The organism is Salinibacter ruber DSM 13855, assembly GCF_000013045.1.
GTDB lineage: Bacteria > Bacteroidota > Rhodothermia > Rhodothermales > Salinibacteraceae > Salinibacter > Salinibacter ruber.
This window is the reverse complement of sequence record NC_007677.1, coordinates 3,215,763-3,232,489: the sequence shown is the minus strand read 5'-3', so window position 1 is coordinate 3,232,489 and position 16,727 is coordinate 3,215,763. Positions and strand designations below refer to the sequence as shown.

13 protein-coding genes are annotated in these 16,727 nt (G+C 67.8%); all 13 read left to right on the top strand.

Features of this window, described 5'->3' with window-relative positions; translation table 11 throughout:
- Positions 1-41 precede the first annotated feature (41 nt).
- The 13 genes from SRU_RS13630 to fliN all read left to right on the top strand — a co-directional run bounded on the left by SRU_RS13630 (position 42) and on the right by fliN (position 16,695).
- On the top strand, positions 42-1,961 hold the full coding sequence (locus SRU_RS13630) for a chemotaxis protein CheA (protein ID WP_164923676.1): 1,920 nt from the start codon (positions 42-44) through the stop codon (positions 1,959-1,961).
- 46 nt (positions 1,962-2,007) lie between these two features.
- Positions 2,008-3,108 (top strand): protein-glutamate methylesterase/protein-glutamine glutaminase, encoded by a 1,101-nt coding sequence (locus SRU_RS13625; protein ID WP_119841931.1) that lies wholly within the window; start codon positions 2,008-2,010, stop codon positions 3,106-3,108.
- An 84-nt stretch (positions 3,109-3,192) separates the two neighbouring features.
- A complete protein-coding gene (locus tag SRU_RS13620; protein ID WP_011405312.1) occupies positions 3,193-3,876 on the top strand; it encodes a lytic transglycosylase domain-containing protein in 684 nt (227 codons plus the stop codon).
- 204 nt (positions 3,877-4,080) lie between these two features.
- On the top strand, positions 4,081-6,798 hold the full coding sequence (locus SRU_RS13615) for a methyl-accepting chemotaxis protein (RefSeq protein WP_193345374.1): 2,718 nt from the start codon (positions 4,081-4,083) through the stop codon (positions 6,796-6,798).
- 116 nt (positions 6,799-6,914) lie between these two features.
- Positions 6,915-7,535, top strand: a complete 621-nt coding sequence (locus SRU_RS13610) for an ABC transporter substrate binding protein (RefSeq protein WP_231847194.1) — start codon at positions 6,915-6,917, stop codon at positions 7,533-7,535.
- Between the two features lie 106 nt (positions 7,536-7,641).
- A complete protein-coding gene (locus SRU_RS13605; protein ID WP_013062767.1) occupies positions 7,642-9,537 on the top strand; it encodes a methyl-accepting chemotaxis protein in 1,896 nt (631 codons plus the stop codon).
- 161 nt (positions 9,538-9,698) lie between these two features.
- Positions 9,699-10,343 carry a hypothetical protein gene (locus SRU_RS13600; RefSeq protein WP_231847193.1) on the top strand — a complete coding sequence of 215 codons (645 nt, stop codon included), beginning with the start codon at positions 9,699-9,701 and terminating at the stop codon, positions 10,341-10,343.
- Positions 10,344-10,390: 47 nt separating this feature from the next.
- The gene (locus SRU_RS13595; RefSeq protein ID WP_237701759.1) at positions 10,391-12,349 is read left to right on the top strand and encodes a methyl-accepting chemotaxis protein; all 1,959 of its coding nucleotides are present in this window, start codon (positions 10,391-10,393) and stop codon (positions 12,347-12,349) included.
- Positions 12,350-12,475: 126 nt separating this feature from the next.
- On the top strand, positions 12,476-13,297 hold the full coding sequence (locus SRU_RS13590; RefSeq protein WP_011405306.1) for a motility protein A: 822 nt from the start codon (positions 12,476-12,478) through the stop codon (positions 13,295-13,297).
- 24 nt (positions 13,298-13,321) lie between these two features.
- Complete coding sequence (locus tag SRU_RS13585) at positions 13,322-14,098, top strand: OmpA/MotB family protein (protein ID WP_112904838.1); 777 nt, start codon at positions 13,322-13,324, stop codon at positions 14,096-14,098.
- A complete protein-coding gene (locus SRU_RS13580; protein WP_011405304.1) occupies positions 14,035-14,649 on the top strand; it encodes a flagellar basal body-associated FliL family protein in 615 nt (204 codons plus the stop codon). Before SRU_RS13585 ends, SRU_RS13580 begins: the two co-directional genes overlap by 64 nt.
- 59 nt (positions 14,650-14,708) lie before the next feature.
- Complete coding sequence (gene fliM, locus SRU_RS13575; RefSeq protein ID WP_011405303.1) at positions 14,709-15,827, top strand: flagellar motor switch protein FliM; 1,119 nt, start codon at positions 14,709-14,711, stop codon at positions 15,825-15,827.
- Positions 15,745-16,695 (top strand): flagellar motor switch protein FliN, encoded by a 951-nt coding sequence (gene fliN / locus SRU_RS13570; protein ID WP_112904835.1) that lies wholly within the window; start codon positions 15,745-15,747, stop codon positions 16,693-16,695. Before fliM ends, fliN begins: the two co-directional genes overlap by 83 nt.
- The last annotated feature ends 32 nt before the right edge of the window (positions 16,696-16,727 follow it).

Sequence of the window (16,727 nt, the reverse complement as noted above, 5' to 3'; positions counted from 1 at the left end):
CCCCAGGTTCTTCACAAGGCGCACAAGTTGCTTCCGGTCCCATGAGCGAACAGCACCCTATTCACGACGACGGCATGCAGGAGATCGTCGAGAGCTTCGTGGTGGAGGCCACGGAGATCTACGACGGCCTTGAGGGGGATCTCCTCCAGCTCGAAAAAACGCCCGAGGACGAAGAGCTCGTCGACAGCGTCTTCCGGGACGTGCACACGGTGAAAGGCACGGCGGGCTTCCTCGACCTCGAACAGCTCAGCACGCTCGCGCACCGGTTCGAGGAGGTGCTCGACGCGATGCGGGAGCAGGAGGTGGACTTCGAGCCGGCCATGACCGACGTGATGCTGTGTGCCTTCGACCACATGAAGGTGCTCACCCAGCAGGTCATCGACCGCGACCTGGAGCCCCTCGAAATGGAGCCCCTGCTCGATGCCCTTGAGGCGATCAACGAGGGCACGTTCGAGGCCGGAGCGGTCTCGCTGCCGGATCCGGACGGGGGGGCGCCCGAGGAGGTTGGGGGCGACGCCGCCGGGGGCGCCGACGAGCCGACGGACGCGGACGGGACGGGCGACACAGAGGGGGCCGCCTCGCCCGACGCGGGCGAGCCGTCGGACGACACGTCGAGCACCGACGGCGACGGGGGGGACGGCGACTCGGGGCGAAAAGCGCCGGACACCATCCGCGTGGAGGTGAGCCGACTGAATCAGCTGATGGACCTGGTGGGCGAACTGGTGCTGGGGCGCAACCGGCTCCTCCAGCTCATCACCGAGGCCCGCACCGAGCACGACGCGCGTGCCGACACGGACGAGCGCCTCCGTCTCGACTCCCTGCTGGGGGAGCTGGAGGAGGCGAGCGACAAGGTCGACTACACGACCACGGAGCTGCAGAGTGCCATCATGCAGACGCGCATGGTGGAGGTCGGACAGGTCTTCGGCAAGTTCCCACGCGTGGTGCGCGACCTGGCCCGCGAGTTCGACAAGCAGATCGACCTGACGGTGGAGGGGGAGGACACGGAGCTGGACAAGTCGCTGGTCGAGGAGATTGGAGATCCCCTGCTGCACCTCGTGCGCAACGCGGCGGACCACGGCATCGAGCCCCCCGAGGAGCGGAAGGAAAAGGGCAAGGACCCGCGCGGCGAAATTCACCTGTCGGCGTCCCACGCCGGCAACCACATCATCATCGAAATTGCCGACGACGGCGCCGGCCTCGATCCGGACGCCCTGAGGCGGAAGGCCATCGAGAAGGACGTGCTGACCGAGGACGAGGCGACGGACCTGAGCGACTCGGAGGCGTACCAGCTCATTTTCCGCCCGGGGTTCTCGACCACCGAGGAGGTGGGGCAGGTGTCCGGACGCGGGGTCGGCATGGACGTGGTGAAGACCAATCTGGCCGAGCTCAACGGAACCATCGACATCGACTCGACCCCCGGAGAGGGCACGCGGTTTACGCTGAAGCTCCCCCTCACGCTTGCGATCCTCCAGAGCATGCTGGTGCGGAGCGGAGCGGAAACCTTCGCGATCCCGCTCTACGCCGTCTCGGAGGCGGTGCGCCTGGAGCCGGGCATGATCGAAACGATCCAGGAGGGGGAGGTCATCGAACACCGGGACCAGGTGATTCCGGTGATGCGCCTCGGGGAGGTGTTGGACGTCCAGTCCCCCGGCGCCGGTGGGCAGCGGGCCGACCGCTTCACCGAGGAGCAGGACGCGTACGCCGTCGTGGTGAACGTGGCCCACCGCCGCGCCGCGCTGGTCGTCGACGAGCTCATTTCCCAAGAGGAGGTCGTCATTAAGTCACTGGGCGACTACCTCAAGTCGGTGCCGGGCATTGCCGGGTCCACCATCCTGGGCGACGGCCAGGTCATCATGGTGCTCGACATTGGGGAGATGATCCAGCACGAAGAATTTGCCGCCGAGGAGGAAGGCGCCGAGGCCGCCGACGCGGACGGGGTGCCGGCCGCGTCCTCGAAGTAGCCCCCCGTTCCACCGATCGCCCCCATTCTGGTCTCTTTCAATCGCTATGATCCGAGTGCTCGTCGTTGATGATTCGTTGGTGATGCGGAAGGCCATCTCGCGGATCTTCGAGCAGGCCGACGATACGACCGTCGTGGACACGGCCACAAACGGCGAGGCCGGGGTCGAAAAGGCGCGTCGACTGGAGCCCGACGTGGTGACGATGGACGTCGAGATGCCGAAGATGAATGGCATCGAGGCCGTCCGCCACATCATGGAGGCGTCCCCCCGTCCCATCCTCATGCTGAGCTCCCTCACGGAGAAGGGGGCCGAGGTGACGATGGAGGCGATGCGGGCGGGCGCGGCCGACTTTCTGTCGAAGGGGGCGTCCAGCGCCACCCTCCGGGCCAACGACGTCGAGGAAAAACTGCTCGGCAAGGTACGAGCCCTCGCAGATTCGAACGCGCGGCTGTTCCGGGAGGACGGGCCTTCCCCCGCCGAGACGGTGTCGTCGACGGGCTCCCGGGAGGCATCGTCCTCCTCTTCCCCCACGTCGTCCGGCACCGACACTGCGACGAAGGGCTCCTACGAGTTGGCCGTCATCGGCGTGTCCACGGGTGGGCCGATGGCCCTCCAGCACGTCATCCCGGCCCTGCCCGCCGCGTTTCCGCTGCCGATCGCGATTGTGCAGCACATGCCGGCCCAGTTCACGCGCTCGCTGGCCGATCGCCTCGATTCCCTCAGCGAACTTGCGGTGGCCGAGGCCGAAGACGGGATGCTGCTCGAGCCGGGACGGGTCGTCGTCGCGGCGGGGGATCGCCACCTTACGGTGGAGCGACGCGAGGGCGCCCTCACGACCTGCACGCCGGCGGAGCCGGCGGGCGACTCCCATCGGCCATCGGTGAACGTCCTCTTTCGGTCCGCCGTCGAAGCGTGCCGGGAAGACGTGCTGACCCTCGTCATGACGGGCATGGGGAAGGATGGGTTGGAGGGGGCCCGGCGCATCCAAGACGATGGGGGGACCGTTTACGTCCAGGACGAGGATACCTCCGTGGTCTACGGGATGCCGCGTGCCGTTGCGGAGGCGGGACTCGCGGACGCGACGTTTCCGCTCGATGACCTGCCCGATGCGATGCAGAAGGCCGCGGGGGCCCCGGCCCGCCCGTAGTGGCGGAGGGGCTCGGCAGAACGAAGGCATGCAGTTTGCGCGGTTCAAGGGCCGACGGTCGTGGCCCAATGACGCTGCCCCGCTATGGCACCCAACACCTCTCGGCTCCTGCCCCGCGCGTTCCTCGCAGGCGGGGCGCTGTTCCTCCTTGCCGCCCTGGGGGCCGTTCCGGTCGTTCCGCCCGCGTGGGGGCAGAAGGGGCCCCACGGCGACGCGCATGTGCGGCACGTGGCCCAGAACACGCGCCCCAAGGCCCCGGCCCGTTCGACCCGGCGTCGCCTCCGGGACTACGACTCGTACGTCCGGTACTTCTCCGGGCTGGCGTACACCCGGAGCGGGGTCAACCTGAGCACCAATTTCGTGCGGGCCCTGATCGCGGCCGAGTCGGCCGCTCGCCCCCGCGCCGTGTCGTCGGCCGGGGCCATCGGGCTCCTGCAGATCCGGCCCGAGACGGGGCGCCGGGCCGCCCGTGCGCTCTACGACACCGGCTACGAGTTCCGGTTCGTCGACCGACGCCGGCTCCGCCGCCTGTCGGCCGACGACCTGAAGGACCCGGCCCTCAACATCCTCATCGGCTGCTACCTGCTCGACCGCTACAACGCGGAGTTCGGGGACCACCTGGCCCGGACCGTCGGGGCGTGGAACGCGGGCCCGGACCGGGTGCGCCAGTACCGCGGCACGCCCCCCTACGAGGAAACGGTGGGGCTCATCCGCCGCGTGAACGCCTTCTACCTCTTCTTCCGACGCCAGGACGCCCGGACCCCGTAGAGGTCCCGTTGCCCCGCGGCCCCCGGCCGCCGGAATGGGCGGGTGGGTCCTCCCGACCCGAGACGGTCGTCCCGAGCGGAAGGGCGTTCCGAGTAGGGCGTCTCGGGAAGGGGGGCTGATTGCATGGGGCCGGGCCGACAATCAAAAACCATCCATGCCCGCACGACCGCCCCTCACTGGTTCCGCCAGCACGTCTTCTCCGTCATGCCTCGACTTCGAGACCTAAGCATCCGGGCGAAGCTCCTCCTCACACTCCTCGGCATCGGGGGCCTCTCGGTGGGCATCATGGGATGGATCGGGTACTCCAGTGCGCGGCAACGCCTCGAATCCGAAGCCCTCGGGCGGCTGGCGGGCGTGCAGGCGAACAAGGCCAACGCCGTTGAGGCGTACGTCGAGGACCTCCGAAGACAGGTCGTCACGACGTCGAAAGACGACCAGACGGTGCGGGCAATGCAGAAATTTCGGTCGGCCTTTCGGGTGCTGGACGCCCGCAACGCCGCCCCGATTGGAGGGGGGACGGCGGCCGTGCGGACATACTACGAGGACGAATTTGGTCCCCGGCTCGAGGAGGGCACCGGGACGGATGGGGCCGCCGCCTCCTACGTGCCGGAGGAGGGGCACATCCAGTACCTGCAGAACAAGTACATCGCCTCCAATCCCCACCCGGTCGGCGAGAAAGACCGGCTGGACCGACCGGGGGAGGGCTGGGAGGTGTACCACGTGCCGCACGCCAGGTACCACGATGCCTTCCGCCGGCTCCTCCACGCCTTCAACCACGCCGATCTCTTCCTGGTGGAGCCGGACAACGGGCACGTCGTGTATTCCGTGCAGAAGGAGGTCGACTTTGGGACGAGCCTGCTCGACGGCCCGTACCGGGACAGCAATCTTGCCGAGGCGTTCCGGGCGGCCCGAGGGGCGGAGACCGGCGACGCACACCGGATGGTCGACTTCGCGGCGTACGGCCCCTCGCATGGGACGCCGGCCTCGTTCGTCGCGTCGCCGATCATGGACGCGGGCGAGGTGATTGGGGTGCTCGTCTTTCAGGTGTCCGTCGGGGAGATCAACGAGACGCTGACGGGCGGGCAGGACTGGGCCGCCGAAGGGCTCGGGGAGACCGGAGAAACCGTCCTGGTCGGGGCAGATCGCCGAATGCGGACCGACGCCCGCTTCCTTCTGGAGGATCAGGATGCGTACCTGCAGACCCTCCGCAGTCAGGGCCATGACGACGCCACGATCGACCGGATCGATGCCCTCAACACCACGATTCTCCAGCAGGAGGTCCGGATGGAGGCGGTCGATCGGGCCCTGGCGGGCAGCACGGGCCGGACGACGGAAGCCGACTACCGAGGGGAAGCCGTCCTGAGCGCCTACGGGCCGGTCGATCTAGAGGGGGTCAACTGGGCCGTCGTGTCGAAGATCGATCGCGACGAGGCACTTGCCGCCGTCGACGCCCTGACGGGGCGGATCGCGCTGTGGGGCGGTGCGCTTCTGGTGCTGGTGGCGGGCATCGCGTTCGTGGTCGTCCGCTCCCTCACGCGGCCCCTCCTGGCGCTCCGGGATGCCGCGAGGAAGGCGACGGCGGGCACCCTGGACGCCGCCGTTCCCGTCGAGGGGCAGGACGAAGTGGGCGAGCTCACGGCCGCATTCAACGAGATGGTCGACCAGAACCGGCGGGCGCGAGACGACGCCGCGGCGCAAGAGGAGGCGGCGCGGCAGGCCCGGCAGGAGGCCGAGGCGGCCCGGAACCGCCTAGAGCGGCAGCGGGCCAACCTGCAGGACGACATCGCGACGATGGGGGCGGCGATGGATCGGTTCGCCAACGGGGACCTCACGGTGCGCCTCGACGCCGGCCGTGACGACGAGATGGGGCGCCTCCACGAACGGTTCAACCGGGCCGTCGAAAATCTGCGCCGGATGGTCGTGAGGGTGCGCGAGGCGGCGGGGGCGGCGGCCGCATCGGCCGGTCAAATCGAGGCCTCCAGCGAGCAGATGGCCGCCAGCGCCGAAGAGCAATCCGCCCGGTCCGAGGCGGTGGCCACGGCGGTGGACGAGCTCGGCCGCACCATTGACGAAAACCGTACGACCGTCCAGCGTACCGCCGACGCCGCGGCGGCCGGCGGGGAGCAGGCCCGGTGGGGGGGCGAAGTGGTGGACGACATGGCACGCAAGATCGACGAGATTGCCGACGTGGTGGCCCACTCGGCCGAGACCATTGAGCGCCTCGGGGCGTCCAGCGAAGAAATCGGCGAAATTGTGGAGACGATCAACGAGATCGCCGACCGGACCAACCTGCTCGCGTTGAATGCCGGCATCGAGGCCGCCCGGGCCGGCGAGGAGGGACAGGGCTTCGCGGTGGTGGCCGAGGAGGTGCGCACGCTGGCGGAACGGACCGACCGGGCCACCGACGAGATCGCCGAGATGATCGGGCAGGTCCAGTCCGAGACCGACGAGGCCGTCGAATCGGTACGGGCCGGCACCCGCCGCGTGGAGGAGGGGCTGGAGCTGGCCGACGAGGCCGGGACGGTTCTCGACGAGATTGTCGACTCGATTGCCCGGGTCGAAGAGCGAACGGACGACATCGCGGCGGCCTCCGAGCAGCAGTCGACCACCACCGACGAGATCGCCCAGAGCGTCCAGTCGATTTCTACGGCCGCCCAGGCGTCGTCCGCCTCGGTGACGCAGGTGGCCGGGTCGGCCGCCGACCTCAGCGCGCTGACCGAGACGCTGCGCGAGAGCGTCCGGCCGTTCCGCGTCGAGCGCGACGGGCACGCCGAGGCACACGGGGGCACGCCCACGCCCGGCCGCGGGAGAAGCCCCGACGGCGCCCAAAAATCCCGCCGGGATGCGGGTGCTGATCGGTGCTCCGAAGAAGAGCCCCTCCGAGGCGCCGATTCGTCGAGGACAGTCTCGAAGGAACAGTGAAGGCAAGGGGAAAAGGGTGACGTTCTCGTTTAAGGTTTCTCGGTCGCCGCCGATACCTGTAGATGGAGTGCGTTTCTTCCCGATGCTCGATTCTCTTCACGCAAGCCCCTTGCACCATGCGCATGCGTTCTCTCGGATTTCTTTCTCTCCTCGTTGCCTTCGTGGCCATGGGCACTGCACCGGCCCCCGCCGGACCGTCGTCCACGGCGGACATAAACCCCGCCGACGGCCCTCCGCCCACGACGGCCAGCCAGAGTGCCGGGCTGGTGCAGCAGATGTTTTTTCTGAACAAGATGCGCCCGGACGTTGAGCGCGTCGGCCTCATCTGGAAAAAGGGCGCCGCCAACCAGGAGAAGATGATCGAGCGGGCCAACCGGGCCGTCGCCGCCATCCAAGGCAAGCTGTACGTGGGATACGTCGAGGACAAAAGCGGTGTCGCGGAGCAGTTTCGGGTGTTGACCCGCAAGCACGACGTCCAGGCCATCTGGGTGATTGAAAACGACGGGATCGTCAATGCCTCGGCGCCTCGAAAGTACCTGATCAAGAACACCATCAAGAAGGGCATTCCCCTGGTGGCGCCGAGCCGCGACTGGGTCGATGCCGGCGCGCCGGTGGCCATTGCGAAGAGCGGCGGAGCGATCCAGATCCTACTCAACGAGCAGGCGGCAAAGGCCACGGCGCTCAAGGTCCCCGAGAAATACCAGTCGAACACTGAGTTGATTGCGTCGGCCAACTAACAGAAGGCCCTCGGGCGGGACGGCGCCGGTCTGGGCATGGTGGAGGGCGTAGGCGCGTCCCCTCTTCGGACGTCAGTTACCCGTACCATCCTTGATTCCCAAACTCATGTCGCTACGATTTACAGATCTGAACCTCAGCACCCGATTTGCCTTGCTCCTGACGATCGGGGCCGTGGGCTTTATCGTTCTCTTTCTCTCGTTCGTGTTCTACTCCCTGAACCAGACAGAGCTTGAGGTTGAACGGCGTGGGCAGTTGATGGCGGAGACGGTGGGGCAGCAGTCCATCGTGAAGATCAAAATGGCCGACAAGGCGGGCCTGAAGGAGACCCTCAAGCGGGCCGTCGAGGGCAGCTCGGCCCTTGCGGGCGGGTTCTACGGCCCCAATGGGACCCGCATTGCCTCGTACGGACTCGACGAGACGCTTCCGTCCTCGGCCCGCAAGATGGACAACGAGGCGGGCGCCCGGTGGGTCGAGACAACCGACGGCACGTCCGTGCTGGCCGCCACGTCGAGCGTCATGAGCGACGGGGAGGCCATTGGGTCGGTGCTCACGGTCATGCCGTCCACGGTCCTGCAGGAGACGAAGCAGACAAGCTACCTGATCGCGGGGGGGATTGTCCTCGGCATTGGGCTGTTGGGCGTGTTCATCGTGGTGATCCTGCGGCGCACCGTGTCCCGACCGGTCAACGCGCTCCGCGAGGCGGCGGAGGAGGTGCGGGACGGCCGCCTGGACGTGCACGTCGATGCGGACCAGGGGGACGAGATTGGGCAGCTTGCGGATGCCTTCAACGCGATGGTGACGGCGAGCCGGGAGAAAACCGAGGCCCTGGAAGAGAAGTCGGCGCAGGCCGAAGAGGCCCTGGAGAAGGCCGAGACCCTTCAGCACGAGGCGGAGGAGGAGCAGGAGTACCTGCGCGAGCAGTTCAATCGCATCTCCGACGTGCTGTCGGCGGTGGAGCAGGGCGACCTGACCCAGCGGCTGACCGTACAGAAGGACGATGCGGTGGGCCAGCTCATGAAGCAGGTCAACGCGATGATCGACCAGCTTGCCAACCTCATTCAGGAGGTCGAGACCACCAGCAGCCAGCTCTCGGCGGCCGCGGAGACGACGGCCTCGACGGCCGCGGAAATGTCGGCCGGGACCGAAGAGCAGGCGGAACAGACGACGGAGGTGGCGGCGGCCGTCGAGGAGATGTCGTCGACCGTGGCGTCGTCCTCCGAGCACGCCGAGCGCACCAACGAGAAGGCCCGAGAGGCGTCGGAGCTCGCGGAGCGGGGCGAGAAGGTGTTCAACCGCACCACCCAGGCGATGGAGCGCATCGTCGAGGTGGTCAACTCCTCCTCCGACAAGGTGTCGGCCCTCGGCGAGGCGAGCGCCGAGATCGGCGACATCGTGCAGGTCATTGAGGACATCGCCGATCAGACGAACCTCCTCGCCCTCAACGCCGCCATCGAGGCCCAGCGCGCCGGCGAGGAAGGAAAAGGCTTCGCCGTGGTGGCCGACGAGGTCCGGGAGCTGGCCGAGCGGACCACCTCCGCAACCCAGGAGATTTCGGACGTGGTCGTGCAGATTCAGGAGCAAATCGACGAGGTCGTGGCCGCGATGGAGAAGGGCACCGACGAGGTCGAGAGCGGGCTCGCCCTTACGGAGGAGGCCTCCGATGCCCTCGACGAGATTACCGCCTCCATCGACGACATGGCGGCGACGATCGACGAGATCGCGGCGGCCACCCAGGAGCAGTCGGCCACGACGACCCAGATTGCCGAGAGCGTCGAGTCGATCTCCGGCGTTGCCGACAGCGTGTCGAACTCGACGAACCAGCTGGCGGAGATGGCCGACGACATGTCCCGGCAGGCCGACGACCTGAGCGACCTCATCGAACAGTTCGACGTCTCCGGGGCAGGGGGAAGCGCCTCCCCCCGCCAGGACGAGGCGGCGCTGGAGCCCGCCCCGAACGTGTCGGCGTCCGGCTCCAACGGGGCAGCAGTTGGGGCCGCTTAGCCGCGGGGCACACGCCCCGTCCCCGGGGGCATTCAAGTCCCTGGGGCATTCAATTTTGACGCCCTCGAAAAGAGGGAGGACGGAACCACCGGACACTTAAGGTCCGCTCCGGCGCGCCGATAATCATGGGTGCGCCGGATTTCTTTTGCCCGCCCCGCGTCATGCAGCGCCCCGCCTTCGACATCTGGACGACCCGCCCGGTGGGGTGGATTGCCGTGATCCTCTGGGCGGCGGCGGTTGGGAGCGGGTTCGTGCTGCTGACGAGCTACCAGAACGCACCCGGAACGCCCGCCCAGCCCCCCGCCGACTGGCCGGCCGAGAGCCGCATCGAACCGGCCGATCAGGGGGCGACGCTGCTCGTGTTCGTCCACCCGCACTGTCCGTGCACCGACGCGACGATGGAGGAGCTGGCGCGTCTCATGCGCCACGTGCGGGACACCGTGCGCGCCCATGCCGTCTTCTTGCGGCCGGAGCCGGTCGAGCCGGGCTGGGTCACGACGTCCCTCTGGCGCCGGGCCGAGTCGGTGACCGGCGTGCGTCCCCGCCGAGACCCGGGCGGACGCGAGACCGACCGGTTCGGGGTGAAGACATCGGGCCAGGTGCTGCTCTACGGGCCCGAGGGCGCGCTCCAGTTTCAGGGCGGCATCACGGCGGGGCGGGGGCACGAAGGCGACAACGCGGGGCGCGCCGCCCTCCGGGCCCTTCTCACCGGTGCCCGCCCGGCGGACACGGAGACATTCGTCTTCGGCTGCTCGATGCACGAAGACGGAACGACCGGATGCATCGGAGGGATGTGCCTCCGGTGAGGTGTCGTTCCGCCACCGTCTCATGCACGCTCAGCGTTCAATCTGCCATGCCTTCCTCCACGACAGCCCCTTCGGAAGCGGCTGGTTCGCCGCCCGGCGACGTCGAGGCGTCGGCCGACACGGTCGCGCCGGACGAGATCCACCGCCGCTTCGTCGACTACGTAACGGAAAACTACCGCGACGTCGATTTTCGGTTCGCGGTGTTGATGACGGTGCAGTGGGCCGCGGCGATCGTGGCCGCCGTCCTCATCTCCCCGAACACGTGGGCCGGGACCGAGAGCACGATGCACGTGCATGTCTACGCGGCGGTCCTGCTGGGGGGGCTCATCAGCGCCCCGCCGGCCCTCCTGGCGTGGGTGCGGCCGGGAACGACCCTTACCCGCCACCTCATTGCCGGGGCCCAGCTGATGATGTCGGGGCTGCTCATTCACCTGTCGGGCGGACGCATCGAGACGCACTTTCACATCTTTGCGTCGCTGGCCTTCCTCTCGCTGTACCACGACTGGCGGGTGCTCCTGACCGGCGCGGCGGTGACGGGGGTGGACCACGTCGTTCGGGGCATCATCTGGCCGGAGTCGATCTACGGCGTGCTCACGGCCAGCCCGTGGCGCACCGTCGAGCACGTCGCCTGGGTCGTGTTTGCCGTCTCCTTCCTGGCCGTGGGGTGCGTGCAGGCCGTGCGGATGTACCGCCGGCGGGCGGAGCAGGAGGCCGAGGCGGCCCAGAAAAACGACCGACTGGACGCCCTGCTCCAAGACGTCAAGGCGGCCAAGACCGAGGCGGAGGAGAAGCGCGAGCAGGCCGACCGGCTGGCCGAGCAGTCGCGCGTCGTGCGGGACTACCTGGAGGGGGAGGTGGAGCGCATGCTCGGGGCGATGAATCGCCTGTCGGACGGGGACCTAACGGTTGAGTTTGAGCCGGGCCGCGTGGAGGACACCCTCAACGAGGACCTCAGCGAAACGGAGGCCCTCGTGGACCGGCTCGGCGACGGGTTCAACCGGACCGTCGAGCAGATGCGCGAGACGCTCGCAGAGGTCGACGCCGCCGTGGAGGAGACGGCCACGGCCACACGGCAGGTCGGGGCGGTGGCGGACCAGCTGGCCGACGGCGCCGACCGGCAGCACGCCCAGGCCGACGAGGTGGCCACCGCGGTGGAGGAGATGAGCCGGACCATCTCCTCGAACGCGGACAGCGCCACCCGGGCGGCCGAGGCGGCCCAGCAGAATGGGCAGCAGGCCGAGACCGGCGCGGAGGTGGTCGGGGAGGCCGTGGAGAAAATGCACGAGATTGCCGATACGGTCCAGGACTCGGCCCGGACGGTCAAGGAACTGGGCGCGTCGAGCGAAGAGATTGAGGAGGCCGTGTCCATCATCAACGACATTGCCGACCAGACGAACCTGCTGGCCCTCAACGCGGCCATCGAGGCGGCCCGAACCGGCGAGGAGGGGCACGGCTTCGCGGTCGTGGCCGAGGAGGTCCGCGAGCTGGCGGAGCGCACCGCCGAGGCGACGGACGACATCGCCGAGATGGTCGCCGAGATCCGCGACAAGGCGGACGAGGCGGTGTCGGCCATGCAGCAGGGAGAGGAGCAGGTGCAGGACGGCATGGCCCTCGCCGACGAGGCCGGGGAGGCCCTCGACAAGATCGTCGACGGGACGCAGGAGGCGGCCGACACCGTCAGTGAAATTGCGTCGGCCACCGAGGAGCAGTCGGCCACCAGCGAGCAGATTACACAGAGCGTGCAGGGAATCTCGGAGGTGTCCAGGGAGGCGGTCACGGGCATCCAACAGATTGCAGACACCGTGGCGGACATGGAGGCGCGGACCGATCGCCTCGGCCGGCTCGTCGGCCACTTCACGCTCGGGGGGGAACAGGCAGTCGGGGACCCTCGGGAAGCGGGGCCGGCCGCGAACGACGCGCCGGATGATTCGTCGACGCAGCCCCGAGCCCCAACCGAGGGCCTGCCGGCGGCCTCGTCGTCCCTGGGGGACGGGGCGCCCGACTAGGGGCCCTGCGCTCGGGGGAGGTGGGGTGGAACGGCAATCGTGTGGGCGGCACGATTTTCCGTAGAGGGGCCCTGGGTTTTTTCCGGCTCGTCGTGTCGTTGCGGTGTCATTCTGAATGGAGGTACTATGCGGAAATCAACCTCGATCGGCCTGATCAGTGGATTTGTCCTCATCACCGGGGCCATCCTGCTGGGCAACACATGGGGGAAGTTCTTCGACCCGGCCTCGCTGCTGATGGTGGTGGGGGGCACGGCGGCGGCCGTCGTGGTTAACTACTCCTTCGACGACCTGAAGCGCGTCATCGAGATGACGCAGGACCTCTTCGCGTTCGAGCCGCCGTCGCTCCAGCGCCGCCTCGACCAGATTACAAACATGGCCCGCACCGCGCGGCGGGAAGGGGTGCTTGCCCTCGACCGGCACATCGACGACGTTGACGACGAGCTCCTGGAGTTCGGCCTCGAAATGGCCGTCGACGGGATGGGGGAGGACGAGATTGCAGGCATGCTCGACCAACGGATCGCGGAGATGAAGGGCAAGCGCCAGCTCGTGGCGGACTTCTTCACGCAGGCGGGCACGTACGCCCCGGCGTTCGGCATGATCGGCACCCTCATCGGGCTCATTCAGATGCTGAACAACCTCGACGACCCGAGCAAGATTGGCTCGGGCATGGCGACGGCCCTGGTCACCACCTTCTACGGGGCCCTGCTGGCCAACCTGGCGTTCCTGCCGCTGGGCGACCGGGCGCGAAAGCAGAACGAGCTCCGGGGAAAGGCGCACTACATCACCCGGGAGGGCATCCTCGCCATCGCCCGTGGGGACAGCCCGCGCATGATCGAGCAGCGCCTCGGCTTTCTCGCGGAGGACGAGGTGGAAGGGGAAGCGGAAGACGCGGGGGCGGAATCGACCGAAGACGCCACCGATGCCCAGCCCGCCGCGGCCGCGGCATAGTCCCATTGATTGTTCTACGCCCTTATGAGCAGTGACGAGGTGGGTCCCAATACCGACGAGGACGACGGCGACGACATGCCGACGGCGCCGTTCTGGATGACGACGTACGGCGACATCATGACGCTCCTCGTCACCTTCTTCGTCCTCCTGATCTCGATGTCGGAGATCCGGATGAAGAAGTTCCGGGACGCCATCAGCAACTTTCAGCGGCAGCCCGGCATGTTTTCCGGGAGCAAGTCCGTGGTCCCCGCCGACTACTCGTCGGGCTCCAGCCAGTCTCGGGCGCGAAAGCGGGCCGAGCAGTACGAGCAGTTCCTCAAGAGGCTTGAGGAGCGCGGGCTCGGCGAGAAGATCCAGGCGGACCTGAAGAAGGAGGGCATTCACGTCGTCATTGCCGATTCGTTGATGTTTCGCACCGGACGGGCGCGCCTCCTCAAGCCGTCCCGGACGGTGCTGCGGGAGCTGGCGAACCTGCTTAGCCGCGACGTGGGGTCGGTGGTGGTGTCGGGGCACACCGACGACCGCCCGATCGGGACGCGGAAATTCCCGTCGAACTGGGAGCTGTCGACCGCCCGGGCGGCATCGGCGGTACGTTTTCTGCAGGAACGGGCTCCCGAATACGACTCCTCGCGGTTCCAGGCGGTGGGGCACGCCTCCACGGACCCGCGTGCCTCGAACCAGACGGACGAAGGGCGGGCCAAGAATCGTCGTGTAGAAATTATGTTCAACTGGCGGTCATGGAACAGCAACAAGACGACATCGACCCGTCCGACGCCGGAGTCGACGGCGACGGGGCCCTGACGGAGGACGAGGAGCCGCTCATCAAGCGGCACTTCCTCCTGCTTCTGGCCCTGGCGCTTGGCGTGGCGGGCGTGGCCGGGGTAGGGGTGACGTACGCGCAGTACGACCGCGTCGGGGAGACCATCCAGGCGATCCCCTACGTGGGACAGATTGCCCAAAACCCCGGGACGGTTCCCTACGCCGACCAGATCGCAGGGATGCTCCCCTTCGTGGGGGGCGACTCCGGCGGGGACGCGGAATCCAAAAAGGTCGGCGCCCTCTCAAAGCTGGAGGGACTCGTGGTCAATCCCGCGGGCTCCCGCGGCAACCGGTACCTGGCCATTAGCGTCGTTTTCGAGATGGAAGCGCCCAAGGTGAAGAAGGAGATGGAGAAAAAGAAGGTCATCATTAAAGACGCCGTGCTCCGGCTGCTGTCGGAGCGGACGGTCGAGGAGCTGTCCGACCCCGAACGGCGTGACAACCTGAAAAAAGCGCTGCGCGAGGAGGCGAACGGGATCCTCAGCAAGGGAGAAGTGGATCGGCTGTACTTTACGGAATTCGTTTTGCAGTGACGTGGACCCGTGGGCGCGGAACCGTTCTCTGATCTTCTCGACGGCCTCGTAGCACCAGCATGTCGAAGCCCCTTAGTCAGGAGGAAATTGATGTCCTTCTCGGCGACGCCGACGCGGAGGAACAGGAGGTCCCCACCGGAGGCGCCGGCGACGAGCAAGACGCGCAGGCGGAGAAGGAAAAGCAGGCGCAACCGTACAATTTTAAGCGGCCGCGCCTGTTCTCGCAGACGCAGAAGCGCATCCTGAATCAGGTACACGAGTCGTTTGCCCGGGACCTTTCGGTCTACCTCTCCGCCCAGCTCCGCACCATCGTCGACATTTCGCTGACGGCCGTCGACCAGGTGCTCTACTCGGAGTTCGTGATGTCGAGCGCCCCGCCGTCGGCCCTGTACGTCCTGCGCGAGGACGAGCTCGAATACCGGTCGATTTTCGAGATCGACCCGCGGCTGGTGGTGTACACCATCGAGAAGCTCATGGGGGGCGACGGGCAGCTGATGGACGAGTCCCGTGAGGTGTCCCCGATCGAGCAGCGCATCATGAGCCGGGTGATGAAGCGGGCGTACCGGAAGCTCGAGGAATCCTGGCGGAAGGCCTACGAGCTGTCGGTCGAGGAGGTCGCGTTCGAGTCGAACGCCGAATTTGTGCAGATCATCCCGGCGGCCGAGCCGGCGCTCGTGGCCTCGTTCGACGTGCGCGTCTACGACGAGCCGTCGTTTATCAACATCTGCTACCCGTACCTCATGCTGGAGCAGATGCTGGGGCGCTCCGGCATGGAGCAGTGGATTTCCAGCTCCACGACGGCCGTCGAGCCGGAAGTGCGAGACCGGTACGAGGAGACCCTGCGGGAGACAGAGGTGAACCTAAGCGCCGAGCTGGGGCGCACCGTCCTGCCCGTCACCGAGCTGGCCCAGCTGCAGGAGGGCGACGTCATTCCCCTCGACCGCGAGACCGACGACCCCATCAAGGTGTTTGTGAACGGCGAGCAGAAGTTTGAGGCCGTGCCGGGCCGTTCGGGACGGCAGCGGGCCCTGCGGATTACGGCGGCGGAGTCCCCCGAAAACGTCGAGTTCGATTCTCTGACCCCTTCCCCTGACCATGACCCAGAACACGCTCAAGACGCACATACAGACGGCACTGACGGCGCTGGAAGCGCTGCTGGAGCAGCTGAGCGGGAATGAAATTCCGCTCGACGCGTCGGCCCCGAAGAACATCGCCGACCGGTCGCCCACGGAGGCGCTCCAGAACGACCTGAAGGAGCGCTTCGTCTTGTACGCCGCCGACCAGGGCGCGGTCGTGGCCCTGGACCCGGACTGGGTGCCCCTCTTCTCGGAGGCCATGTTCGGGGAGGAGATGGCGCCCGACGCGGACGGGGCCCTCGACCTCATGCAGGAAATCTCGTCGCAGGGCTTCGGAACCGTGCAGAGCACCCTCGCGGAGGAGGGCCTGACCCTGCCCGAGGTGCAGTTCGACACGGCCGCGCCGGGCCAGGCGCCCCCGTCCCCGGACGAGGCCGCGTGGCTCGTGCCGTTCACCGCGCAGCGGGGCGGTGGCGAGCTGGACGGGCTCGTGCTCCTGCCCGACGGCGCCGAGGCGTCGTCGGACGCGTCGACCACGACGGAGAGCGCCCCCCAAGAGGCCGCCGCGGGGGCCGACCAGTCGTCGGGTGCGTCTCAGCCGGCGGGCGGCGGGGCCCCGTCGTCGTCGGCGGACGAGTCGGACGGCGTCGAGGTGTCGCCCGCCGCCTTCAGTGAGCTCGGCGACGAGGAGATCAGCGGGGACGGGGACTCCGGCACCTTCAAGCTGCTGGCGGACGTGGACCTGGAGGTGCGCGTGGAGCTGGGCCGTCGCGAGCTGCCCCTGGCGGACGTGCTGAAGCTCACGACGGGGAGCGTGGTCGAGCTGGAGAAGATGGTCGGGGAGCCGTTGTCGGTGTACGCCAACGGACGCCTGATCGCCGAGGGGGAGGCCGTGGTGATCGACGAGCAGTTCGGGGTGCGGATCACGAATCTCGCCTCGGAAGGACACCGGGAAAAGGCATTCTTCTAGACGGGAACGGGACCGACCGATGGGGGCGCCCG